This window comes from Streptomyces sp. NPDC088730, from assembly GCF_044751215.1.
GTDB lineage: Bacteria > Actinomycetota > Actinomycetes > Streptomycetales > Streptomycetaceae > Streptomyces.
The window spans coordinates 1-21681 of sequence record NZ_JBIVLK010000017.1 but is presented as its reverse complement, the minus strand read 5'-3'; the positions used below and the strand labels follow the sequence as shown (position 1 = coordinate 21681).

The following is a 21681-nucleotide window of genomic DNA, read 5'->3' as shown; positions in this document are numbered from 1 at the left end:
GTTCGAAATCCCCCGAGTGGGTCAGGCGGTGCGGAGATAGTGGTCCAGGACCCGGACGCCGAAGTGCAGCGCCTCGACGGGGACGCGTTCGTCCACGCCGTGGAAGAGGGCCTGGTAGTCGAAGCCGACGGGCAGCTTCAGCGGCGAGAAGCCGTAGCCGGTGATGCCGAGCCGGGAGAACTGCTTGGCGTCGGTGCCGCCCGACATGGAGTACGGCACCACATGGCCGTCCGGGTCGAACCGCTCGACGGCGGCCCGGAGTTTCGCGTACGTGGGCGAGTCGACCGGGGCCTGGAGGGCGATCTCGCGGTGGTGGAACTCCCAGTCGACCGAGGGGCCGGTCAGCCGGTCCATGGTGGCGTGGAACTCGTCCTCGCCGCCGGGCACCGTCCGGCCGTCGATGAACGCGGTGGCGTGGCCCGGGATGACGTTGACCTTGTACCCGGCGTCCAGCATCGTCGGGTTGGCGCTGTTGCGGACGGTCGGCTCGATGAGGGCGGCGGCCGGTCCGATCTTGCCGAGGAGTTCGTCCACGTCGAAGCCGGGGGCGTCGAGGTCGGGGTGGATGCCGTGCAGTGCGGCGATCTCGGTGAGCGCGGCGCGGACCGTCGGGGTGAGGCGCACCGGCCACTCGTGGGCGCCGATCCGGGCGACGGCGGCGGCCAGCGCGCTGACCGCATTGGCCTTGTTGACCTTGGAGCCGTGGCCCGCCTTGCCGTGCGCGGTCAGCTTGAGCCATCCGGTGCCGCGCTCGCCCGCCGCGATGGGGTAGAGCGGCATGCTGGGCCCGGCGTGGAAGGTGAAGGCGCCGGATTCGCTGATGCCCTCCGTACAGCCCTCGAAGAGTCCGGGGTGCTGGTCGGCGAGGAAACCCGAGCCGTCGTCGGCGCTGGCCTCCTCGTCGGCGGTGTACGCGATCACGATGTCGCGGCGGGGCCGGATGCCTGCCCTGGCCCAGTACCGGACGACGGCGAGGACCATCGCGTCCATGTTCTTCATGTCGATGGCGCCCCGGCCCCAGACGACACCGTCGCGGACCTCGCCGGAGAAGGGGTGCACGGACCAGTCGTCGGCCTCCGCGGGCACCACGTCCAGGTGCCCGTGGACCAGCAGCGCGTCGGCGGACGGGTCGGTGCCGGCGATCCTGGCGACCACGTTGGTGCGCCCCGGGGTCCGCTCCAGGAGCGCCGGTTCGAGTCCGGCGGCGGCCAGCCGCTCGGCCACGTACTCGGCCGCCGGGCGTTCGCGGCAGTCGCCGCCGCCCCGGTTGGTGGTGTCGATGCGGATCAGTTCGGAGGTGAACGTCACCGATTCGTCGAGCGCGAGCGCGTCGACGCCGCTCCTGGGGTTGGTCACCTCAGCCATACTGTTCCTCCACGGCGGACGACACGATGGTCGTCACCGCCTTGAACGTGCGGATACCTTCGTACATCGTCTCGCTCGTATAGGCGACACGCCTCTCGCCGGAGACGGCCACGCCCGGTACGACCGTGGCCGCCGCCGCCAGGTGCTCGGCGTCGAACTCCAGCTCCACGGTGAACGGTCCGCCGTCGACGGGCGAGTACCGGCCCGCCAGCGCGGCCGCCTCCCTGGCCGCCGCACGGATGTCGGCGGCGGTACGGGCCGGGGTGCGGCAGACCGCCGCGTAACGCGAGACGTAGTCCTTGACGGCGACGGTGCGGGCGCCGGGGGCGTACCCCTTCGCGTCCACGCAGGTCAGGTCGTCGCCGGTGACGAGCACGACGGGCACCCCGTACTCGGCGGCGACGTGCGCGTTGAGCAGCCCCTCGCTCGCCCTGGCCCCGTTCAGCCAGACCCCGGTGATGGAGTTGGCCAGATAGGTGTGGGCCAGGACGCCTTCCGTACCGGCACCCGTGTGGTACCCGACGAAGGCGACCGCGTCGACGTCCCCGTGCTGGATGCCCTCCACCATGCTCAGCGACTTGTGCTTGCCGGTGAGCATCTGGACCCGGTCGTCGAGCCGCTCCAGCAGCAGGTTGCGCATGGTCCAGTGGGCCTCGTTGACGAGCACCTCCGCGGCTCCCCCGTCGTAGAACCCGAGGGCCGCGGCGTTGACGTCGGAGGTGAACAGGGAACGGCACCGCTCCCACTGCGGCGTGCCGGGCAGCACATCGGCCGGCCAGGTCACGCCGGTGGCGCCTTCCATGTCGGCACTCACGAGGATCTTCATGCGGCCACACGGTACGCGCCGGGGAACGGGCAGGCCAGGGCTGTCCGGACCTCCATTGGTCCATTCCACTGACGGAGGTTCACGCGGGTCCCGTCGGGGCCCGGCCCGACGGGTAGTCACCGGTCTCGCCGTCGGTCCGTTCGCGCAGCAGATCCGCGTGGCCGTTGTGCCGGGCATATTCCTGAACCATGGCCAGGTAGACCCAGCGCAGGCTGCAGGTCCTGCCGCCGCCCGGCGTCACGAAGGTCTCGTCGAGCCCCCGGCCCGCGACTGCCGCCTCAGCCGCCGCGACCTCCGCCAGGTAGGCCGCGTAGTCGTGCTCCGCGCGGGCCGGGTCCACCCCCTGGAGACCTTCGTCACCGTCGTCCGGCCCGGTGAACACCTCGCCGAGCGGCTCGCCGGCGAAGCTCCGCCGGAACCACCAGCGTTCGATCTCGGCCAGATGCCGCACCAGCCCGAGCAGACTGAGTCCGGACGGTCCGGCGGTGGTGCGGGCCAGCTCCGCCGGGCCGAGTCCGGCGCATTTGACGAGGAGCGTCTCGCGGTGCCACTGGAGCCAGCCGGCCAGCATGGTCCGCTCGTCCGCGGTGCCGGGTGCGTTCAGCTGGAGGCCTCCGGGGGTCGTCCGGGTGAGGTGGGGCGCTGTCCATGTCATGGCGGCCATCCTCACAGCCCGCTGCCGGCCGGGGCGGGTGCGGGCGCCCATGCTGCGGGGCGCCCGCACGCGGCTGCCTCAGCGGCGCTTCGCGCCCTTCAGCAGCTTCTCGATCCGGCTGAGTTCCTGGTCGCTGAACTCCAGGTTGCGGACCGCCTCAACGCTGTTCTCCAGCTGGGCGACGCTGCTCGCGCCGACGACGGCGGAGGTGACCCGGCCGCCGCGCAGCACCCAGGCCAGCGCCAGCTGGGCCAGCGACTGTCCCCGCTCGGAGGCCAGTTCGTCGAGCTCACGGAGGCGTACGAGCAGTTCCGGGGTGACCGAGTCGGCCGACAGGAACGGGCTGCTGCCCGCCGCCCGTGAGCCCTCCGGGATGCCGCGGAGGTAGCGGTCGGAGAGGATGCCCTGCTCCAGCGGCGAGTACGCGATGGAGCCGGCGCCCAGCTCGTCGAGGGCGGTGAGCAGGCCGTCCTCGACCCAGCGGTCCAGCATCGAGTAGCGCGGCTGGTGGATGAGCAGCGGGGTGCCGAGGTCGGTCAGGATGCGGGCGGCCTCCCGGGTCTGCTCCGCGGAGTAGTTGGAGACGCCCACGTAGAGCGCCTTGCCCTGCTGGACCGCCGAGTGGAGGGCGCCCATCGTCTCTTCGAGCGGGGTCTCGGGGTCGGGGCGGTGGGAGTAGAAGATGTCGACGTAGTCGAGCCCGAGGCGGCCGAGGCTCTGGTCGAGCGAGGAGAGCAGGTTCTTGCGCGAGCCCCACTCCCCGTACGGGCCGTCCCACATCAGGTAGCCGGCCTTGGTGGAGACGATGATCTCGTCCCGGTGCCGGGCGAAGTCCGTGGCCAGCGCGCGGCCCATCGCGGTCTCGGCGGAGCCGGGCGGCGGGCCGTAGTTGTTGGCCAGGTCGAAGTGGGTGATGCCGAGGTCGAAGGCCCGGCGGAGGATCTGCCCCTGGGTCTCCGGCGTCCGGTCCCCGCCGAAGTTGTGCCACAGGCCGAGCGAGAGGGCCGGCAGCTTCAGACCGCTGCGCCCGGTGCGCCGGTAGGGCATGTCCTGGTAGCGGTCTGCGGACGGGATGTACATGCGGGCTCCACGGGAGAGATCGTTCCGGTCCACGACGGGGTACGCCGTGCGGACTCCAGGCTCGCGCAGAACGATCCAGCAGTCCAACAGGAGATTCCGCTTGGATTCAGCGTCTATATTTCTCAATCATGGAGTTGCGCCAGCTGGAGCATTTCGTCGCGGTCGCCGAGGAACAGCACTTCACCCGGGCCGCCGAGCGGCTCGCCGTGTCGCAGTCCGGCCTCTCCGCCTCCGTCCGGGCGCTGGAGCAGGAGCTGCGGACCCCGCTGTTCAGCCGGACCACCCGCAGCGTCCGGCTGACCGAGGCCGGGCGCGCCCTGCTGGTGGAGGCCGAGCGCACGCTGGCCGGCGCGCGGGCGGCCAGGGATGCCGTCGAAGCGGTACGGGGGCTGCTGCGCGGCACCCTGTCGGTGGGGGTCGAACAGTGCGTGGCCGGGGTGAGCCTGCCCCGGCTGCTCGCCGCCTTCCACCGTGAGCATCCGCAGATGGAGATCCGGCTCCGCCAGGAGGGGACGACGAGTCTGGTGGACGGGGTGGCCGGCGGACGGCTCGACATCGCCTTCGCCGCCACGGTCAGCTCCGTGGAGTGGCGCGGCGAGCTGCTCCCGCTGGCCCGGGAGCCCATGGTCCTGCTGTGCGCCCCCGGCCACCGGCTGGCCGCGCGGGACCGGGCCGGGTGGGACGGGCTGGCGGGCGAGCCGTTCATCGACTTCCATCCGGACTGGGGTCCGCGCCGGGCGGCCGACGAGGCGTTCACGGCGGCCGGGGTCCGCCGCACGGTGGCGCTTGAGGTGAACGACGTGCACAGCCTGCTCGAACTGGTGCAGGAAGGGCTCGGCATCGCGGTGGTGCCGCACCACTTCACCCGCAAGCCCGAGGCGCGGGGGCTGGCGACGGTACGGCTGGACGGGCCCGTCCAGCCGTACTACGAGAGCGTCGTGGTGCTTCCGGACGCGCGGATCATGAGCCCCGGGGCGCGGGCGCTCATGTCCCTGGTGCGGGGGCAGGACGCGCCCTGAGGCCGCTCCCCCGGCCGGGAGCGCCGCTCGCGCCGTCCAGCCGGGTCCTGAGCGCGCTCGCGGACCCGGTTCAGCCGGCGGCCAGCACGAACCACCTGGCCGGCAGGTCGATCCGGGTCCCGTCGGGCAGCCGCTCGGTCTGCGGCAGGGCGGTGCGGCCGCTGTCCAGCGTGGTCAGCCCGGCCGCCCGCAGAAGCTCTGGCACCTCCTCCTCCGCGGCATCCGCCGGTTTGAGTCCGTGCTCGTAGACGCGGCGCAGCTTCTCGGGCGGACCGTCCGGGCCCTGTGCCGCCAGCCGGAGCACGTCCTTGGAGGCCGGGGTCAGCTCCGCCACGAAGGCCCGGCCGCGTGCGCCGAGCAGGGTCGCCACGGCCGCGGCGACCGCGGGCCTGGCCTCGGCCTCGCTCTGGTGGATCACCGCCCGCATGTAGACGTTGGCCTCCCCGATCCGCTCGTGCAGGGCGCGGACCGCGTCGCCGTCGGTCAGGTCGAGCTGGGCGAACTCGGCGACGCCCTCGGTGTCCGCCCGGCGGGCATGGCCGATCGCGGCGTGCGAGAGGTCCACTCCGATGGCGTGGGCGAACCGGGTGGCGAGGTAGCGGGTCTGGGTGCCGTTGCCGCAGCCGAGGTCGACGACGGGCAGCGAGGCGTCGGCGTACGGCAGCAGCAGTTCGCAGTGCGGTACGGCGCTCAGTGAGGGATCGGCGTCCCAGATCGCCTCGCCCGGCGCGTCCGACGTCGCCTCCCAGAAGCCTTCCCACGCCGCGCGGTACCGCTGTGGATCATTCATGCGCACTCCCAAGTCCCGTCACGCCGAGGCACCTTGCACAACAAGGGACTACCGCCCGCGGTCGATCGGGGCAAGTGCACAGACGCGGCCGGCAGCCGGAGAGCGTCTCTCCCCCGGCTGCGGTTATCGCCCGTTCAGCCGAGGGCCGGACGGGTGGCGGCCGGGCAGCCGGGAGAGCGCCAGCTCGAACCAGACGGTCTTGCCGCGGGCCGTCGTACTGCTGCCCCACTCGCTGGCGAGGCCGCTCACCAGGACGAGGCCGCGGCCGGACTCGTCCTCCGGAGTGGCGTCGAGAAGTGCGGCGGGGGCGGGCTCGTCGTCGCTGACCTCGCAGAGCAGGGCGCCGGTGCGGACCAGCCGCAGCCCGATGTGGTGGGTGCGTCCGTGCTTCACGGCATTGGTGACGAGCTCGCTGACCATCAGCTCGGCCGACTCCACGGCGCCGGGCAGCTCCCAGTCGAGCAGCTTGCCCCGGACCATCCGGCGGGCGCGGGCCACCTCGCGCGGGTCCAGGGCCAGTTGCCACTCCGCGACGTCGCCCTCCGGGATGCCGTTGAGCCGGGCCATCAGCAGGGCGACATCGTCCTTGCGGCCGTCCCGGGGGTTGAGTGCCCGGATGATCGTGTCGCAGGCGTCGTCCATGGACGCGGCGGGATGCGCGGCGGAGGCGCAGAGCGCGGCGAGTCCGGCACCGATGTCCTGGCCGCGCACCTCGACCAGGCCGTCGGTGCAGAGCACCAGACGGTCGCCCGGCAGGACCCGCACGGTCGCGGTCGCGAAGGCGACCCCGCCGACCCCGATCGGGGCGCCGGTCGGCAGATCGAGCAGCTCGGCCCGGCCGTCCTCGGCGTGGACCAGCACCGGCGGGATGTGCCCGGCGTTGGCGATCTGGAGCTCGGAACGGATCGGGTCGTACACCGCGTAGAGGCAGGTGGCCAGATACTGCTCGCCGAGGCGCTGGGCCAGGTCGTCCAGATTGCGCAGCAGTTGCGCCGGTTCCATCTCCATGGTGGCCATGGTCAGCACGGCGGTACGCAACTGGCCCATCATCGCGGCCGAGTTGAGACCGTGCCCCATGACGTCGCCCACGACGAGCGCGGTCCGGGAGCCGGGCAGTTTCACCGAGTCGAACCAGTCGCCGCCGACCCTGCCGAGCCGGGCACCGGGCAGGTAGCGGGTGGCGATGTCGCAGCCGGCCATGCGCGGCTCGACCTGGGGCAGCATGCTGTCCTGGAGGGTCTCGGCGACGTTCTCCTGGTAGGTGTACATGCGGGCGTTGTCGAGGACGAGCCCGGCCCTGGCGGCGAGTTCGGCGCCGGTGGTGCGGTCGATGTCGTCGAAGGGCTCCCGCCCCGGGCGCCGCATCAGGACCATGAAGCCGAGCACCACGTCGCGGGCCTTGAGCGGCACGATGAGCAGCGACCGGTGGGTGATCAGCGGACGCAGGTCGCGCTTCTCGAACTCGCCCGAGATCCGGTTGCTCAACTCCTCGCTGACGTAGGGGATGATCACCGGCTCTCCGGTGACCATGCACTGGAAGAAGGGGGTGTGTTCCGGGAAGGCGATGGACTCGCCCACCGGCACGGTGTCGTCCCAGCGGCCGGGTTCGTCGTTGTGTTCGACCCAGACCCGGTGCCAGACCGTCGTGACATCGGGCGGCCCGTCCGGGAAGCCCTCACCGGCGAGGACTGCGGCCCGAAGATGCGTACCCGCGAAGTCGGTGAAGCGGGGCACGGCGGCGCTGGTGACCTCGCGGATGGTGCGTTCCAGGTCGAGGGAGGAACCGATTCGGCCGCTGACCTCGTTGAGGAATTCCAGCCGCTCCCGGACCGCCGCGTATTCGAGGTCCAGCTCGGGGCGGGGCACCGCGCGGGGCGCGGGCTGCCCGTCGTCGGCGCGCGGCACGGCCGCAGAACCCCGCTGTCCGGCGCGCTGCGGAACTCCCCAGTCGGGGGTCACCGGGATCCGGTCGTGACGGCTGAAATCGAGTACCGGATAACCGAGTTCGAGTACCTGGGAGACGATCCGGGTGGCCTCGTGGACGCTCATGCTGGGCAGGATCTCGGGCAGCCGCCCGGACAGTTCCCGGTAGCCGGGGAAATCGGTGTGCAGGGCGAATCCGGGTGCGACCGTATCCGCGTCCCGCCCCTCTCCCGCCTCGGCGACGCGTACCTGCGCGGAGTCTGCGGCGAGCACGAGCAGCCGCTCCGGGCCGGGGCCGACGAGCGGATAGGCCCACCACAGGACCTCGATCCGGCCTCGGTCCGGTCCGTCCACCCGGGCCCGGCCCGCCGTCGGGTAGGCGGCGGTGCCACTGAGGGAACTGTCCAGCTCAGGACCGAACCCGGCGTACATCGCGTCCTGCGTCGGTTCGCCGCGGTCCTGCAACGCCCCCGCCACCGGCAGCAGTTCGGCGGCCGGGCAGCCGACCGCGTCCTCCCGGGCGACGCCGAAGAGTTTCCTGGCACCGGACGACCAGTGCGACACGCGCCCGGCCGCGTCGACGACGACCACGGCGAGCGGCACACGGCCCGCCGCGGCGTCTCGCGGTTGTGGTGTCCTGTGCTCCGGCACACCGAGGTCCATGGGTGGAAGGCTCCTTCCCCACCGCAAGGTTCTGCGGTACGTGGCTCCACCGTACGGGGCCGTGACCGGGGCCCGCCGGTCATCCGCGGAATCGCCCGCGAAGGTGGTGCGCCCCGCGCACCCGGGGGGCGCACTACCCTCGCCAACCGTTGTCGCGGGGGTCAGTCCTCGTGGCCCAGCTGGAGGTCCCGCTCGGTGCGCCCGCCGCCCGCGACCTGGAGGACCGTGGCCACCGGCGGGTAGCCGGCGGCGATCACGGTGTACTCGCCGGTGGACAGGTCGACGAACCGGAAGGCTCCGTCGGGCCCGGTGGTCACGGTGTCGACCACGTTTCCGGCCGCGTCCAGCAGCGTGACCCGGGCGTCCTCGACGAGCCGCCCGCCATTGGCGCGTACGACACCGCGCAGCACGGCGCCGCCGGCCAGTTCGATGTCCTGCCGGGTCTCCCGGGCCGCCTGCACACTGACCGGCAGCGCGGCGGGCCGGAACGCGGGGGCACTGGCCGCGAGGGTGTACTCCCCCGCCACCAGTTCCGAGATCACGTAGCCGCCCTCGCGGCCGCTGCGGGTGGAGGAGACGACCTCGCCGCGTACGTCGGTGAGTGTGACGGCGGCGTCCCGCACCGGCACGCCGTCCGCCGTCAGGACGGTCCCCGCCAGCCGGCCGGCCCCGCCGAGCACCACGTCGAGCTCCACCGGCCGCTCGCCCACGGTCACGCTGACCGCCTGCGGCTGGTGGCCACCGGCGGCGGCGATGAGGACGTACGAACCGGCGCCGGGGACGCTCAGCGCGTACCGCCCCTCCTCACCGCTGGTGCCCCTGCCGACCTGCTGCCCCTGGATGTCGATGAGGGTGAGGGCGGCGCGCGGGACCTTGGTGCCGTCGGAGTGCTGGACGCTGCCGCTGACGGGCACCCCCGCGAGGTGCCCGGCGGGCTGAGTGCCGGGGTCGAGGCGGGCGGAGGGGATCGTCGCGGGCTCTGCTGCGGTTTCCGGGCTGTGGTGGGACACCAGCGGTTTCTCCTTGAGGAAGAAGGCGAAGAACAGGCCGAGCACGAGGACCGGCACGAGGTAGAGGAAGATCCGGGGCATCGCGTCGGCGTAGGCCTGGATGTAGCTGTCGCGCAGCGCCGGTTCCATGGCGTGGACCAGCTGCGGGGTGATCGACTCGGGGTCGGGCAGACCGGCACCGGCCGGCAGGCGCACCGCGAGCGCGTCGGCGAGGCGCCCGGCGAAGAGCGTGCCGAACACGGCCGCGCCGACACTGCCGCCGATCTGCCGGAAGTAGTTGTTGGCACTGGTGGCGGTGCCGAGGTCGGCGGGCCGTACGGAGTTCTGCACGGCGAGGACCAGTACCGGCATGATCAGTCCGATGCCGAGCCCGAGCACCGCCTGCGAGATGCTGTACTCCAGCCGCGGGGTGTCCGTTTCGAGCCGGGACAGCAGCCACATGCCGATCGCCGCCAGCGCACTGCCGGCGATCGGGTAGACGCGGTATTTGCCGGTCCGGGAGATCAGCTGGCCGGAGATGACCGAAGCGGCGACGATGCCGCCCATCATCGGAAGCATCAGCAGGCCGGACTCGGTGGCGGTGGCCCCGTCGACCATCTGGAGGAAGGTCGGCAGGTAGCTGGCCGCGCCGAACAGGGCGACGCCGACCACCGCGCCGACGAGTGCGCTGATGTTGAAGACCGAGTCGCGGAACAGCCGCAGCGGAATGATCGGTTCGGGCGCGCGGCGCTCGACGACGACGAAGAGCAGGGTCGTGACGACGGCTCCGGCGGCCAGCCCCAGGATGGTGCCGGAGCCCCAGGCGTACTCCGTACCGCCCCAGCTGGTCACCAGCACCACGCAGGTGGAGGCGGCGGCCAGCAGCACGGCGCCGAGGATGTCGAGCCGGGGCCGGACCGCCGGCTTCGGCAGCTTCAGCACGACGGTGATGACGGCGAAGGTGACCAGGCCGAACGGGATGTTGATGTAGAAGCACCAGCGCCAGGAGGCGTGGTCGGTGAAGAAGCCGCCGAGCAACGGGCCCGCCACGGACGCGAGTCCGAAGGCCGCGCCGATGAGCCCCATGAACCGGCCGCGCTCCCGGGGCGGCACGACGTCCGCGATGATCGCCTGGACGCCGATCATCAGCCCGCCGCCGCCGACGCCCTGGAGGGCGCGGAACGCGATCAGTTCGTCCATGGTGCGCGACCAGCCGGCCAGCGCGGAGCCGATGACGAACACGACGATCGCGAACTGGAAGACGCCCTTGCGTCCGAAGAGGTCCCCGAGCTTTCCGTAGACCGGGAGCCCGATGGTGGAGGCGAGCAGGTAGGCGGTGACCGCCCAGGACATCTTCTCCAGGCCGTGCAGCTCACCGACGATCTTCGGGAGCGCGGTGGCGACGATCATCTGGTCGAGCGCCGCGAGCAGCAGCGTGAGCATCAGCCCGATGAAGATGAGCCGGATGCGGCGCGGGTCCGTCTCGAAGCCGGAGGGCATGACCGCGGCCGGTGCCGTCACGGGGGGAGCGGGCGGAGCGGGCGGCGGCGGGGGCGGTTCGGACGTCCGCGCCGTCGCGGGGTCGCCCGGACCGTCGGGCTCGTCCTTCACCAGAGTGATCCCACCCACCACGTGCCGCTCCCCTCGTCGCATCTGCGCCGCCCATTTCTCGCATCGCGATGCGAGGGAGGGCAAACACGGCGAGGGGGCGCTGACAGCGCACGCGGAGGGCTTAGCCCCCGGTGGGAGCCACTACGGCGCACAACCGGGCGGGCGGAAAGACCACCCGAACCGGTGAGGCGGGAAAGCGGGAGCGGGGGTTACTTCTCCACCTCGGCGGCGAGATTCCGCAGCAGTTCGTCGTAGATGCGTCCGAGCCCCTTGGGCGCGAAGGTCCGCTCGAAGAACCCGCCGATGCCGCCGGCGCCGTTCCACACGGTCGAGACGACAGCCTTGGACCTGCCCTCGCCGGACGGGGTGACGGTCCAGGTCGTGACCATCGAGGAGTTGCGGTCCTTCTCCACGAGCTGCCCGCCCCCATAGCCCGCGGCATCGGAGGGGCCCCCGGTCGGCTCGCTGACCTCCAGCAGGCAGTCGCGCACCCGCTTGCTGGTGGCCTGGAGCTTCCAGTGGACGAGGGTGCCCTCTCCGTCGCCGCCCTCACGCACCTCGTACTCGCTGAACTGGCCGGGCAGCACCTTGCCGCGGACGTCCTTGTAGTCGGCCAGCGCGTCGAACACCGCTTCCGGGTCCGCCGCGATGATCCGCTCTGTCGTGGCCTCGACCTGCGCCATGGCTGTTCCTCCAGCACTCGGTTGTTCGGGGTGTGCTGAGCCAACCACCTCCGGCACCCGGCTCAAAATCCGGTCGGGACGAAGGGGAGAAAACGATCAAGGGAACAAGTGTTCTATTCTCTGGTCAGTGCTACCTAGGAGGCGTCCATGCGCTGGGACAATCTGGCAGATAACCCCGCCAAGACCACCAAGAGCGGGGAGGCCGCGCTCTTCGCCGCGGACGCGGTGACGACGCGCACCTTCGACACTCCGGAGTTCCGGGGCATCACCTTCCACGAGGTCCGGGCCCGCTCGGTCGTGAACCGGGTGCCCGGCGCGTCCCGGATGCCCTTCGAGTGGACCGTGAACCCCTACCGCGGCTGCTCGCACGCCTGCGTCTACTGCTTCGCCCGCAAGACCCACAGCTATCTGGACCTCGACACCGGCCTCGGCTTCGACTCCCAGATCGTCGTCAAGGTCAACGCCCCGGAGCTGGTGCGCCGCGAACTCGCCTCCCCGCGCTGGCACGGCGCGCACATAGCGATGGGGACCAATGTCGACTGCTACCAGCGGGCCGAGGGCCGCTACCGGCTGATGCCCGGCATCCTCGCGGCCCTGCGCGACCACGCGAACCCGTTCTCGATCCTGACCAAGGGCACCCTGATCCTGCGCGATCTGGAACTGCTGCGGCAGGCCGCCGAGGTCACCGAGGTGGGCGTCTCGGTCTCTGTCGGCTTCGTCGACCCCGAGCTGTGGCGCACCGTGGAACCCGGCACCCCCTCCCCCGAGCGCCGCCTCGACGTCGTACGCGCCCTGAGCGGACACGGCATCGGCTGCGGGGTGCTGATGGCGCCCGTCATCCCGTTCCTCGGGGACCGGCCGGAGCAGCTGCGGGCGACCGTCCGCGCGATCGCCGCCGCCGGTGCGACCTCGGTGACCCCGCTCGTCCTGCATCTGCGTCCCGGTGCCCGGGAGTGGTTCATGGAGTGGCTCGGCCGGCACCACCCGCAGCTGGTGGGCCGTTACGAGCGCCTGTACGCGGACGGGGCTTACGCGCCCACCTGGTACCAGCGCCGCATCACACGCCATGTGCACGAGCTGGCGACCGAATACGGCATCGGGCCCTCACGCCGGGGCTCCTCCCGCGCGCTCCCCGCGCGGGACGAGCCGCAGCCCCCGCTGGACGGCTCGGAGCCCACCCAGCTGACCCTGCTCTGACCGGTTCTTCGCCGCTGCGACGGCCGCGGCGCGCCGGGGTCCGGCGGGCAAACGGGTCATCTCTCACCACAACAGGTCCTTCCGGTCCGGAATGCGGGGAGCATCCGGCGGGGGCTGCCGTCACGCGCAGCCGTGTTCCCCCACCACGGGAGGCCATATGACGAAACGTGCAGGAATTCTGTTCGCCGTCGGGGCGACGGTCGCCGGTCTGGTGACCGTCGCCCCGTCCCCGGCGACCGCCGACCCGGGCGCGCGGCGGGTCGCGCCGCTCAGGTGGGCGGCCTGCGCCACCGAGACGTCCCCGACGCTCCAGTGCGCCTCGGTGAGTGCCCCGCTCGACCATGACGACCCGTCGGGCCGGAAGATCACCCTCGCCCTGACCCGGGTACCGCACACCTCGAAGACCTTCCAGGGCCCGCTGCTGGTCAACCCCGGCGGTCCCGGCGGCAGCGGACTGTCGATGGCCGGCTTCGTCGCCGCCTCGCTGCCCAAGGCGGTGGCCGCCCAGTACGACGTGATCGGCTTCGATCCGCGCGGCGTGGGCAGGAGCCGGCCGGCCCTGGACTGCGTGCCGAAGTACTCCGCTCCGGTGCGGCCCGACTCGGTGCCGAACTCGCTCGGGGGCGAGCGGGTCAACCGGGGCCGCGCCCGGTCCTTCGCGGCCGCCTGCGGCGAGAAGTACCCGGACCTGCTGCCGTACATGGACACGGTCAGCGCGGCCAAGGACCTCGATGTGATCCGCCGGGCGGCCGGCGCGGCCGAGCTCAACTACCTCGGGTACTCCTACGGCACCTACCTGGGTTCGGTGTACGCCAAGCTGTTCCCGGACCGCGTGCGGCGCCTGGTGCTCGACTCCAACGTCGACCCCACCGGCGTCTGGTACGACGACAACCTGAGCCAGGACTACGCGTTCGACACCCGCCACAAGGCGTTCATGGCCTGGGTGGCGAAGTACGACAGCACGTACCGGCTGGGCAGCGACCCCGCGGAGGTCGAGGCCGTCTGGTACCGGATGCGGAACGCCGTCAAGAAGCGTCCCGCGGGCGGGAAGGTCGGCGCGAGCGAGCTGGACGACACGTTCCTGCCGGGCGGCTACTACAACGGCTACTGGCCCGCGCTGGCCGAGGCGTTCGCCGGTTACGTGAACCACAAGGACGAGAAGACGCTGGTCAAGGCGTACGAGCGGTTCGGCGCGGTCGACGCGGAGGGCGACAACGGGTACTCGGTCTACACCGCCGTGCAGTGCCGTGACGCCCAGTGGCCGCGCGACTGGAACGTCTGGCGCGACGATGCCTGGCGCGTGCACGGCAAGGCGCCCTTCATGGCCTGGAGCAACACCTGGTACAACGCGCCGTGCGCCGACTGGCCGGTGGAGCCGCTGAACCCGGTCCGGCTCTCCAACCACGGCCTGCCGCCCGCGCTGCTCTTCCAGGCCACGGACGACGCGGCCACACCGTACGAGGGCGGGGTCACCCTGCACCGCAAGCTCCGCGGCTCCAGCCTGGTCGTCGAGCAGGGCGGCGGCAACCACGGTGTCACCCTGAGCGGCAACGACTGCCTGGACACCTACCTGGCGGACTATCTCGCCAAGGGCACCGTGCCGCGCGGGAAGGGCGGCGACGTGGACGCGGTCTGCGCCAAGTCGCCGGACCCGAAGCCCGCGAGCGGCAAGACCGCGAAGGCGGCGGCCCACCCGGGCACCGGCGGCCGGGGCAGCGCGCTGCACGGAATGCCCGGCTTCCGGGGCTGACGGGCCGAAACCGCGTTCCCGACCGGGGGCGTGCGCGAGAGGATGGGCGGATGACCACCCGCCCCACTCCGGCGCACGCCCCCGAGCCGCTGATTCGGGACATGACCATCGATGACTGCGAGGCCGTGTCGGCAGTCCGGGTGCGCGGCTGGCGGAGCGCCTACGCCGGGCTGATGCCGCAGGCGTATCTGGACGCGATGAGCGTCACAGCGGACGCGGAACGGCGCCGGGGGTACTTCACCGAGGGCAACGAAGTCGTCAACGTGGTGGCCGAGCGGGCGGGCCTCGGCGTCATCGGCTGGGCGGCGTACGGGCCGTACCGCGAGAACGGCGCACGGCTCGCACGCGGTGAGCTGTACGCGATCTACGTGCTGCCGGAGCTGACGGGGAGGGGGGTCGGCCGGGCCCTGCTGTCCGAGGTGCTGGCCCGCGCCGGCGCGGCCGGCCATCCGGATCTCGCGCTCTGGGTGCTCAGGGAGAACGCACCGGCCCGCCGCTTCTACGCCCGCGCGGGCTTCCGGCCGGACGGCGCCCAGGAGTCCTTCGAGGTGGACGGAGTGCCGGTGCCCGAGGTGCGTTACGTACGCCGGCTCGCCGCGTCCGAGGGACGCTGACCGCATGCCCTCAGGGCGCCGGCAGCCTGCCGAGCGCCTCTCCCGCCGCATCGCCCAGCCGGGGGTGCGGCAGGGCCGCCTCCAGCAGCGGGCGGGCCCGCGCGTCGCCGAGCAGTCCCAGCTCCTCGACGCAGGCGAGCGCCACCCGCCAGTGCGGCTCGCCCGGCCCGAGGAGTCCGCGCAGGGTGGTCATCAGGGCCGGTACGGACTCCGGGGCGCGCAGTTCGCCGAGCAGCCGGACCGGGTACAACGCGTAGGCGGTGCGCAGGGAGTTGGTGGCGAGCGCGGCGGCGGCGCGCGGGGTGCGCGGGTCGCCGAGCCGGGCCAGCGCGTGCGCGGCGCCCGCGCAGCGCTCCGGGTCGCGGTGGTTGAGCAGCAGCACCAGGGTCTCGAAGGCCCGGCGGTCGCCGCCGCAGCCCAGCCGGAACGCCGCGATCTCGCGGGCCCACAGCGGGCGTTCGCGCTCGATGAGGACCCGGGCCAGCTCCTCGTGGTCCTCGGTGGCGATCAGCCGGTGGCAGGCGGCCGCCTCTCCGGCCTCTTCCGCCTCTTCGGCCAGTCGGTGCGTCAGCGACCGCAGCTCCTCGTTCATGACCGTCAGCGTATCGGTGGGCACACAGCGTGCCGACGGGTGTCTCTAATGTGAGGGGGGCCACAGCGATTCAGGGCTGGCGCGCTCGTTACCCGCCGGTTAACCTCATGTGAGCGGGACACTCCCCCGCCGGCTCCGGTGGCCTGGTGACGCAGCCACCCGGAGTGGATGTCGGTTCGGCAGCTTCGCGAGGCGTGACTCCGGGACAGAGTCCGCCGCCCCTTCCCGGTCCGGGCGTGCCCTCAGGGCCCGCACCCGGACGTGAGCACCACGACAGGCAACTCCCGCACGCCGTGCGGCGGTCCGGGCCATCGCGCCCCTCGTCGGCCGCGCGCCGCGCGTCCCTCAGTCGTCACTCATCCCTGGAGTCCCGTGATGGACACCCCGTTCAGCACCATCGCCGTCGTCGGCCTCGGCACGATGGGCACCGGCATCGCCGAGGTCCTCGCCCGCTCCGGCCGCGAGGTCATCGGTATCGACATCAGTGACGTGGCCGCCCGTCAGGCCGTCGCCGCCCTGGAGGCATCCACCGCACGCGCCGTGCGGCGCGAGCGGATCACCGAGGAGGAGCGGCGCGAGGTGCTGGCCCGGTTCCGTACCTTCTCCGACGTCCAGGCCGCCGCGGAGGCGGAGCTGGTCATCGAGGTCGTGCCCGAGTCGTACGAGATCAAGCAGCAGGTGTTCCGGGAGCTCGACGCGGTCGTTCCGCCCACCACGATCCTCGCGACGGGCACCAACGCGCTGTCCGTGACCCGGCTCGCCGCGGAGTCGCAGCACCCGGAGCGCGTGCTCGGGCTGCACTTCTTCAACCCGGCGCCCGCGATGAAGCTGGTCGAGGTGGTCTCGTCGGTGCTGACCGCGCCGCCGGCCGTCGAGGCCGTCACCGCGCTCGCCCGGGACCTGGGCAAGGAGCCGGTCGCGGTCGGTGACCGCCCGGGGTTCGTGGCCGACGGGCTGCTGTTCGGCTACCTCAACCAGGCCGCGGCGATGTACGAGGCGAACTACGCCTCGCGCGAGGACATCGACGCGGCGATGCGGCTGGGCTGCGGGCTGCCGATGGGCCCGCTCGCCCTGCTGGACCTGATCGGCGTCGACACGGCCCGTACCGTCCTGGAGGCGATGTACAGCGCCTCGCACGACCGGCTGCACGCCCCCGCGCCGGTCCTCGGCCAGCTCAGCGCGGCGGGGCTGACCGGCCGGAAGGCGGGCCGGGGCTTCTACACGTACGCGGAGCCGGGCAGCCAGGACGTGGTCCCGGACATGCTCACACCGTCTCCGGAGAGCGGTCCGGGCGCCGGGCGGACCGTGCGCTCGGTGGGCGTCGCCGGCTCGGGGACGATGGCCTCGGGGATCGCGGAGGTCTTCGCGAAGGCCGGTTACGACGTGGTGCTCGCCGCACGCGGCCCGGAGAAGGCGGAGACCGCGAAGGACCGGATCGCGAAGTCGCTCGAACGGTCGGTCTCCAAGGGGCGGCTGACGGCCGGGCAACGGGACGGGACGCTGGCCCGGATCACCGCGGCCGGGTCGCTCGACGCCTTCGCGGAGGTCGATCTCGCCGTCGAGGCCGTGGCCGAGGACCTGCTGGTGAAGCAGCAGCTGTTCGCCACTCTGGACAAGGTGTGCAGGCCTGGCGCGGTCCTCGCCACCACCACGTCCTCCCTGCCGGTGGTCTCGGTCGCGCGGGCCACCTCGCGGCCCCAGGACGTCATCGGGATGCACTTCTTCAACCCGGCACCCGCGATGAAGCTGGTCGAGGTGGTCCGCACGGTGCTGACGGCCGACGACGTGCACGCCACGGTCCGCGAGGTCTGCGCGAAGGTGCGCAAGCACCCGGTGGACTGCGGGGACCGGGCCGGGTTCATCGTGAACGCGCTGCTGTTCCCGTACCTGAACAACGCGATCAAGATGGTCGAGGAGCACTACGCGACCCTGGACGACATCGACGCCGCGATGAAGCTGGGCGGCGGCTATCCGATGGGCCCGTTCGAACTCCTGGACGTCGTGGGCCTCGATGTCTCGCTCGCCATCGAGAAGGTGCTGCACGGCGAGTTCCGCGATCCGGGACTCGCCCCGGCGCCGCTGCTGGAGCACCTGGTGGCCGCCGGCTGCCTCGGCCGCAAGACGGGGCGCGGTTTTCGCGAACATGCCCGTCGCTGACGGGGGCGGCGGCTGGGGCGGGCTGCTCGGCCGCGCGGGCGGCCCGCCCCCACAGGCGCACTCCCCCGCGCCCATGCAGTACGTTCACACCATGCCCCAGCCCGCCAGGTCCCCCCGTGTGTCCGCCGCGCCCGACGCCCCGGAAAGCGCCGCGGGCACACGTGCCGCCGCCCAGCGGCTCAAAATGCGCCGTGAACTGGCCGCCGCGGCGATGGAGCTCTTCGCCACGAAGGGGTACGAGGCGACGACGGTCGACGAGATCGCGGGCGCCGCGGGCGTCGCCAGGCGCACCTTCTTCCGGCACTTCCGCTCCAAGGAAGAGGCCATCTTCCCGGACCACGACGACACTCTCGTCCGCGCGGAGGCGGTCCTGAACGCCGCTCCCGCGCACGAGCACCCGCTCGACACGGTCTGCCGCGGCATCAAGGAAGTCATGAAGATGTACGCGGCGAAGCCCGCGGTCTCGGTGGCCCGCTACAAGCTGACCCGTGAGGTGCCCACCCTGCGGGAGGCGGAGATCGCCTCGGTGGCCCGCTACGAACGGCTGTTCACGCGTTATCTGCTGGGCCACTTCGACGAGCGCGACCACCATGTCGGCAACGACGACCCGTTGCTGGCGGAGGTCGCGGCGTCCGCCGTCGTCACCGCGCACAACCACGTGCTGCGACGGTGGCTGCGGGTGGACGGCCAGGGCGATGTGGAGGCGCAGCTGGACCACGCGTTCGCCATCGTCCGCGACACCTTCGGCACCGGGATCGGCGCGGGCCGCACGGCGGGCGGCGAGCCGGCGAAGCCGCCCGCCGCCTCCGTGAGCGCCGAGGGAGAGGTACTGGTCGCGGTGGCGCGTACGGACGCGCCGCTGGACGAAGTGATGCGCACGATCCAGCAGGCGCTCAAGGAACGCTGAGCGGCGCCGCACGGCTCCCGGCGCGTGTCAGCACCACGGCGGCGGAGCGCTCCCCTCGTTCCAGGCCATGAGCGCCTCGCCGTCCACGCAGAGGATCTCGCACTGTTCCGCGTACTCCAGGGCCGGGGTGGTATAGGCGCTGGTGGTGACGCAGACGGCGATCTCGGCCTCGTGCACGGCGTAGCAGGTTCCGCCGAAGCGCTGGAGGTCCTGTGAGCCGACCTTGTTGTCCGGCCCGTAGTACTTGCACTGGACGACCAGCCGCCGCCCGTCCGGGGCGGTCGCGATCACGTCGGCCCCCAGGTCGCCCGCTCCGCCGACGACCCGCACGTCGGAGCAGCCGTCCCGCTCGCAGAGCGCGGCGATCGCTTCCTCGAACCCGTCGGCGTCCAGGGCTTCTTCGTCCTGCCCCTCCTCCTCGGGCCCGGCGGCTTCCCACTCCGGTTCGAGCACCGGCTCCAGCACCGGTTCCGGCAGCGGTTCCAGCACTGGTTCCGGTTCGGGCAGGACGGCCGTGCGCCCCATGCCGTCGTCGCGGAGGGGCCGGTATTCCGGGCCCGGGGAGCCCCAGGGCTCCTGGGGCGGCTCGAAGAGCTCCCGCGCGGCCTCGGAGAGCGGGCCGGGGCCGCCGGGCGGGCGGCGACGCGTCCGGCGGAGGTACAGGAGGAGGACGCCCGCCGACGCGAGCGCGGCGGCCGGCACGACAGCGGCCGGATGCCTGAGCATCCCCTCCCAGGCGATGCGCACCATCAGCCCTCCACCGCAGATCAGCAGGGCCACGGCCCCGAATCCGCCGGCGGTCGCGCGCACACTGAAAGCGTTCGGGGAGCCGACGGGGCCCCGCCCTCGCACCGGCATCGTCATGCGTGCCGCCCGGATATGCCTCTTCCAAGATCATTCATGTCTGCCGTCTGCCCCGCCGGGCCGGATCCAGCGGCCGCAAATCCGGTTGCCGGTGAACCGGCCCGGTGCTGTGGTGTGCGGATGAGCGATCAGGCACCCGCACACCGTGATGGACTGCTGGCCGTCTTCGACCGGGAGCTGCGCGAATTCGCCCGCTCCGACGGTCCCGGCGTCCGCGTCGAGCGCACCGGCGACGTCGTGCGCCGGACCGGTGCGGCCCATGACTGGAACGGGGTCGTGTGGTCGTCCCCGGACCTGGACGCCGCACGGGCCGACGCGGCGATCGCCTCCCAGGTGGCCCACTGCGTGGAGCGCGGGTACGACGAGTTCGAGTGGAAGCTCTACGGCCACGACCGCCCGGCCGATCTGGGGGCCCGGCTGCTGGCGGCCGGTTTCGAGGCGGAGGAGCCGGAGACCCTGCTGGTCGCGCCGGTCGCGGACCTGACCACGGAGGTCGTGCTCCCCGAAGGCGTCCGGCTGCGCACCGTCCGTGACGAGGCCGACGTGGACCTGATGGCCCGCGCCCACGAGCAGGCGTTCGGCTCGGACTCGACCCGGCTGCGGCGGCAGGTGCTGGCCCGCCTGAAGGAGGATCCGGACCACTTCGTGGCGGTGCTCGCCATGGCGGGCGAGGAGCCGGTCAGCTCGGCCCGGATGGAGCTGTACCCCGGCACCGGCTTCACGGGGCTGTGGGGCGGCGGCACGGTGGAGGCATGGCGGGGCAGGGGCGTCTACCGGGCGCTGATCGCCTTCCGGGCCCGGATCGCCGCGGAGCGCGGCTTCCGGTACCTCCAGGTCGACGCGACCGAGGACAGCCGCCCGATCCTCCAGCGCCTCGGGTTCACAGCCCTGACCACGACGACCCCGTACATCTACCGCCCCGCCTCCTGACCACCCACGACGGGGCACAACGCCCCAAAACGCCCCCCCTGTTGCTCATGCGTGGCACCCGGACGACAATTGAGGGAAATTGCTGGCACCGAGTGCCTTGCCAGCTGTCACGGAGTGCCATACGTTGAAGTCGTCCGGGCGGCCGGCGTGCTGAGACCTCACGTACGCCGGCTGTCCCCGCAAGCCAGGTGCCTGCGTGCCCGGACGCCTGCGTCACAGGCGAACCCTTCTGCTCCACAGAGCAAACAGCCGAAGCACCACCAGCCGAACCGACGGCACACCTCCACGCAACACCGCTCCCCCTGCTTCGCAGGACCCTCAAGCGTTCCCTCAAACGCAGCTCCATCGGAGGCACACCGTGAAGGAAATCCTGGACGCGATCCAATCGCAGGACAGCAGCGCCGCGGACTTCGCGGCCCTGCCCGTCCCCGAGTCGTACCGCGCGGTGACCGTGCACAAGGACGAGGCCGAGATGTTCGCCAGCGTCGCCAGCCGCGACAAGGACCCCCGCAAGTCCCTCCACATCGAGGACGTGCCGGTGCCCGAGCTGGGTCCGGGCGAGGCGCTGGTGGCGGTCATGGCCAGCTCGGTCAACTACAACTCCGTGTGGACGTCGATCTTCGAGCCCGTCTCGACCTTCGGCTTCCTGGAGCGGTACGGAAAGCTCAGCGACCTCAGCAAGCGCCACGACCTGCCGTACCACGTCATCGGCTCCGACCTGGCGGGCGTCGTCCTGCGCACCGGCCCCGGCGTCAACGCCTGGCACCCCGGCGACGAGGTCGTCGCACACTGCCTCTCGGTCGAACTGGAGTCCTCGGACGGCCACAACGACACGATGCTCGACCCCGAGCAGCGCATCTGGGGCTTCGAGACCAACTTCGGCGGCCTGGCCGAGGTCGCCCTGGTGAAGTCGAACCAGCTGATGCCCAAGCCGGACCACCTCAGCTGGGAGGAGGCCGCTTCTCCCGGGCTGGTCAACTCGACCGCGTACCGCCAGCTGGTCTCGCGCAACGGCGCGGGCATGAAGCAGGGCGACAACGTGCTGATCTGGGGCGCCAGCGGCGGA

18 protein-coding genes are annotated in these 21681 nt (G+C 72.2%); 8 read left to right on the top strand and 10 right to left on the bottom strand.

Features of this window, described 5'->3' with window-relative positions; translation table 11 throughout:
* Positions 1 to 21: 21 nt before the first annotated feature.
* The 4 genes from ACIP89_RS32895 to ACIP89_RS32880 form a co-directional block, all read right to left on the bottom strand.
* Complete coding sequence (locus ACIP89_RS32895; RefSeq protein ID WP_401927340.1) at positions 22 to 1365, bottom strand: M20/M25/M40 family metallo-hydrolase; 1344 nt, start codon at positions 1363 to 1365, stop codon at positions 22 to 24.
* Positions 1358 to 2191 (bottom strand): M55 family metallopeptidase, encoded by an 834-nt coding sequence (locus ACIP89_RS32890; protein WP_401932877.1) that lies wholly within the window; start codon positions 2189 to 2191, stop codon positions 1358 to 1360. Before ACIP89_RS32890 ends, ACIP89_RS32895 begins: the two co-directional genes overlap by 8 nt.
* A gap of 79 nt (positions 2192 to 2270) precedes the next feature.
* Positions 2271 to 2846 (bottom strand): DinB family protein, encoded by a 576-nt coding sequence (locus ACIP89_RS32885; protein WP_402118027.1) that lies wholly within the window; start codon positions 2844 to 2846, stop codon positions 2271 to 2273.
* Between the two features lie 78 nt (positions 2847 to 2924).
* The gene (locus tag ACIP89_RS32880) at positions 2925 to 3926 is read right to left on the bottom strand and encodes an aldo/keto reductase (RefSeq protein ID WP_401927330.1); all 1002 of its coding nucleotides are present in this window, start codon (positions 3924 to 3926) and stop codon (positions 2925 to 2927) included.
* Positions 3927 to 4054: 128 nt separating this feature from the next.
* Between ACIP89_RS32880 and ACIP89_RS32875 the strand changes: the two genes are divergently transcribed.
* Positions 4055 to 4945: a LysR family transcriptional regulator gene (locus tag ACIP89_RS32875; RefSeq protein WP_402118025.1), complete on the top strand. Its 891-nt coding sequence runs from the start codon at positions 4055 to 4057 to the stop codon at positions 4943 to 4945.
* Positions 4946 to 5015: 70 nt separating this feature from the next.
* Here the strand turns inward: ACIP89_RS32875 and ACIP89_RS32870 are convergent, their stop codons facing one another.
* The 4 genes from ACIP89_RS32870 to ACIP89_RS32855 form a co-directional block, all read right to left on the bottom strand.
* Positions 5016 to 5735 carry a class I SAM-dependent methyltransferase gene (locus ACIP89_RS32870; protein WP_402118024.1) on the bottom strand — a complete coding sequence of 240 codons (720 nt, stop codon included), beginning with the start codon at positions 5733 to 5735 and terminating at the stop codon, positions 5016 to 5018.
* Between the two features lie 123 nt (positions 5736 to 5858).
* Positions 5859 to 8321, bottom strand: a complete 2463-nt coding sequence (locus ACIP89_RS32865) for a SpoIIE family protein phosphatase (protein WP_402118022.1) — start codon at positions 8319 to 8321, stop codon at positions 5859 to 5861.
* A 161-nt stretch (positions 8322 to 8482) separates the two neighbouring features.
* A complete protein-coding gene (locus tag ACIP89_RS32860; protein WP_402118021.1) occupies positions 8483 to 10942 on the bottom strand; it encodes an MFS transporter in 2460 nt (819 codons plus the stop codon).
* 188 nt (positions 10943 to 11130) lie between these two features.
* On the bottom strand, positions 11131 to 11604 hold the full coding sequence (locus ACIP89_RS32855; RefSeq protein ID WP_401927318.1) for an SRPBCC family protein: 474 nt from the start codon (positions 11602 to 11604) through the stop codon (positions 11131 to 11133).
* 147 nt (positions 11605 to 11751) lie between these two features.
* Here ACIP89_RS32855 and ACIP89_RS32850 point away from each other — a divergent pair, with 147 nt between their 5' ends.
* The 3 genes from ACIP89_RS32850 to ACIP89_RS32840 all read left to right on the top strand — a co-directional run bounded on the left by ACIP89_RS32850 (position 11752) and on the right by ACIP89_RS32840 (position 15165).
* The gene (locus ACIP89_RS32850; RefSeq protein WP_401927315.1) at positions 11752 to 12801 is read left to right on the top strand and encodes an Rv2578c family radical SAM protein; all 1050 of its coding nucleotides are present in this window, start codon (positions 11752 to 11754) and stop codon (positions 12799 to 12801) included.
* Between the two features lie 157 nt (positions 12802 to 12958).
* The gene (locus ACIP89_RS32845; RefSeq protein WP_402118019.1) at positions 12959 to 14551 is read left to right on the top strand and encodes an alpha/beta hydrolase; all 1593 of its coding nucleotides are present in this window, start codon (positions 12959 to 12961) and stop codon (positions 14549 to 14551) included.
* 50 nt (positions 14552 to 14601) lie between these two features.
* Positions 14602 to 15165, top strand: coding sequence for a GNAT family N-acetyltransferase (locus tag ACIP89_RS32840; RefSeq protein ID WP_402118017.1), 564 nt, complete (start codon positions 14602 to 14604; stop codon positions 15163 to 15165).
* A gap of 10 nt (positions 15166 to 15175) precedes the next feature.
* Here ACIP89_RS32840 and ACIP89_RS32835 read toward each other — a convergent pair whose 3' ends face one another.
* Entirely contained in the window at positions 15176 to 15757 is a 582-nt protein-coding gene (locus ACIP89_RS32835; protein WP_402118016.1) for a HEAT repeat domain-containing protein, read from the bottom strand.
* A gap of 375 nt (positions 15758 to 16132) precedes the next feature.
* Here ACIP89_RS32835 and ACIP89_RS32830 point away from each other — a divergent pair, with 375 nt between their 5' ends.
* Both ACIP89_RS32830 and ACIP89_RS32825 read left to right on the top strand, forming a co-directional pair.
* Positions 16133 to 17914: a 3-hydroxyacyl-CoA dehydrogenase family protein gene (locus ACIP89_RS32830; protein ID WP_402118014.1), complete on the top strand. Its 1782-nt coding sequence runs from the start codon at positions 16133 to 16135 to the stop codon at positions 17912 to 17914.
* A 91-nt stretch (positions 17915 to 18005) separates the two neighbouring features.
* Entirely contained in the window at positions 18006 to 18821 is an 816-nt protein-coding gene (locus ACIP89_RS32825) for a TetR family transcriptional regulator (protein WP_401927304.1), read from the top strand.
* 27 nt (positions 18822 to 18848) lie between these two features.
* Here ACIP89_RS32825 and ACIP89_RS32820 read toward each other — a convergent pair whose 3' ends face one another.
* The gene (locus tag ACIP89_RS32820; protein WP_402118012.1) at positions 18849 to 19631 is read right to left on the bottom strand and encodes a restriction endonuclease; all 783 of its coding nucleotides are present in this window, start codon (positions 19629 to 19631) and stop codon (positions 18849 to 18851) included.
* Between the two features lie 174 nt (positions 19632 to 19805).
* On the opposite strand from ACIP89_RS32820, the gene ACIP89_RS32815 reads away from it, so the two are divergent.
* Complete coding sequence (locus ACIP89_RS32815; RefSeq protein WP_401927300.1) at positions 19806 to 20615, top strand: GNAT family N-acetyltransferase; 810 nt, start codon at positions 19806 to 19808, stop codon at positions 20613 to 20615.
* A gap of 358 nt (positions 20616 to 20973) precedes the next feature.
* A partial coding sequence (locus ACIP89_RS32810; RefSeq protein WP_402118010.1) for an alcohol dehydrogenase catalytic domain-containing protein occupies positions 20974 to 21681 on the top strand: 708 nt, incomplete at its 3' end.

Bases quoted from the DNA above. Each gene is read 5' to 3' on its own strand.
- ACIP89_RS32875 (WP_402118025.1), top strand. From the start codon at position 4,055: ATGGAGTTGCGCCAGCTGGAGCATTTCGTCGCGGTCGCCGAGGAACAG.
- ACIP89_RS32870 (WP_402118024.1), bottom strand. From the start codon at position 5,735: ATGAATGATCCACAGCGGTACCGCGCGGCGTGGGAAGGCTTCTGGGAG.
- ACIP89_RS32845 (WP_402118019.1), top strand. From the start codon at position 12,959: ATGACGAAACGTGCAGGAATTCTGTTCGCCGTCGGGGCGACGGTCGCC.
- ACIP89_RS32815 (WP_401927300.1), top strand. From the start codon at position 19,806: ATGAGCGATCAGGCACCCGCACACCGTGATGGACTGCTGGCCGTCTTC.
- ACIP89_RS32850 (WP_401927315.1), top strand. From the start codon at position 11,752: ATGCGCTGGGACAATCTGGCAGATAACCCCGCCAAGACCACCAAGAGC.
- ACIP89_RS32895 (WP_401927340.1), bottom strand. From the start codon at position 1,365: ATGGCTGAGGTGACCAACCCCAGGAGCGGCGTCGACGCGCTCGCGCTC.
- ACIP89_RS32855 (WP_401927318.1), bottom strand. From the start codon at position 11,604: ATGGCGCAGGTCGAGGCCACGACAGAGCGGATCATCGCGGCGGACCCG.
- ACIP89_RS32865 (WP_402118022.1), bottom strand. From the start codon at position 8,321: ATGGACCTCGGTGTGCCGGAGCACAGGACACCACAACCGCGAGACGCC.
- ACIP89_RS32885 (WP_402118027.1), bottom strand. From the start codon at position 2,846: ATGACATGGACAGCGCCCCACCTCACCCGGACGACCCCCGGAGGCCTC.
- ACIP89_RS32830 (WP_402118014.1), top strand. From the start codon at position 16,133: ATGGACACCCCGTTCAGCACCATCGCCGTCGTCGGCCTCGGCACGATG.
- ACIP89_RS32890 (WP_401932877.1), bottom strand. From the start codon at position 2,191: ATGAAGATCCTCGTGAGTGCCGACATGGAAGGCGCCACCGGCGTGACC.
- ACIP89_RS32835 (WP_402118016.1), bottom strand. From the start codon at position 15,757: ATGAACGAGGAGCTGCGGTCGCTGACGCACCGACTGGCCGAAGAGGCG.
- ACIP89_RS32840 (WP_402118017.1), top strand. From the start codon at position 14,602: ATGACCACCCGCCCCACTCCGGCGCACGCCCCCGAGCCGCTGATTCGG.
- ACIP89_RS32825 (WP_401927304.1), top strand. From the start codon at position 18,006: ATGCCCCAGCCCGCCAGGTCCCCCCGTGTGTCCGCCGCGCCCGACGCC.
- ACIP89_RS32880 (WP_401927330.1), bottom strand. From the start codon at position 3,926: ATGTACATCCCGTCCGCAGACCGCTACCAGGACATGCCCTACCGGCGC.